Origin of the sequence: Colwellia sp. BRX9-1, from assembly GCF_014077195.1 — a bacterium.
Classification (GTDB): Bacteria; Pseudomonadota; Gammaproteobacteria; order Enterobacterales; family Alteromonadaceae; genus Colwellia_A.
Genome location: NZ_JACGVM010000079.1, coordinates 1 through 406, shown reverse-complemented (window position 1 = coordinate 406; position 406 = coordinate 1). Strand labels below are relative to the sequence as shown.

General features: G+C 40.4%; 1 protein-coding gene. It reads right to left on the bottom strand.

What is annotated here, in order from left to right; genetic code table 11:
• Positions 1-406, bottom strand: a 406-nt coding sequence (locus H4J76_RS19560) for a universal stress protein (RefSeq protein WP_182231151.1), incomplete at both ends; no start/stop codon positions are given.

Genomic DNA, 406 nt, shown 5'->3' with positions numbered 1-406 from the left:
GGATAACGCACGGCTAAGACATCACATTTTGCCCCATGTAAAATAGCATTACAGGTAGATCCTAGTAGTAATTGCAAGCCATGTACACCATGACTTCCGGTGATAATTAAATCAACGTTTTCTTTCTCTGCAAAAGCAAAGACTTCGCCACTAATATGACCTATTGGTATATGCAAATCTTGATCTAGAATATTGAACCTTTTAGCCAAAGGCTGAAGTATCTCTTTGGCACGCTCTGCTAGTGCTCTAGTAGTTCCTATACTATCTATGGGGTCCAAACCCTGCATAGTACCGTATACACCAGCATAGTAAGCGTTTGGTATAGGCTCAACTACATGAATAACACTCAGTTTTGCCTGAGTGAGTTCTTGTAGTTGCGTGACTTTATCTTCGATATAACTCTTCG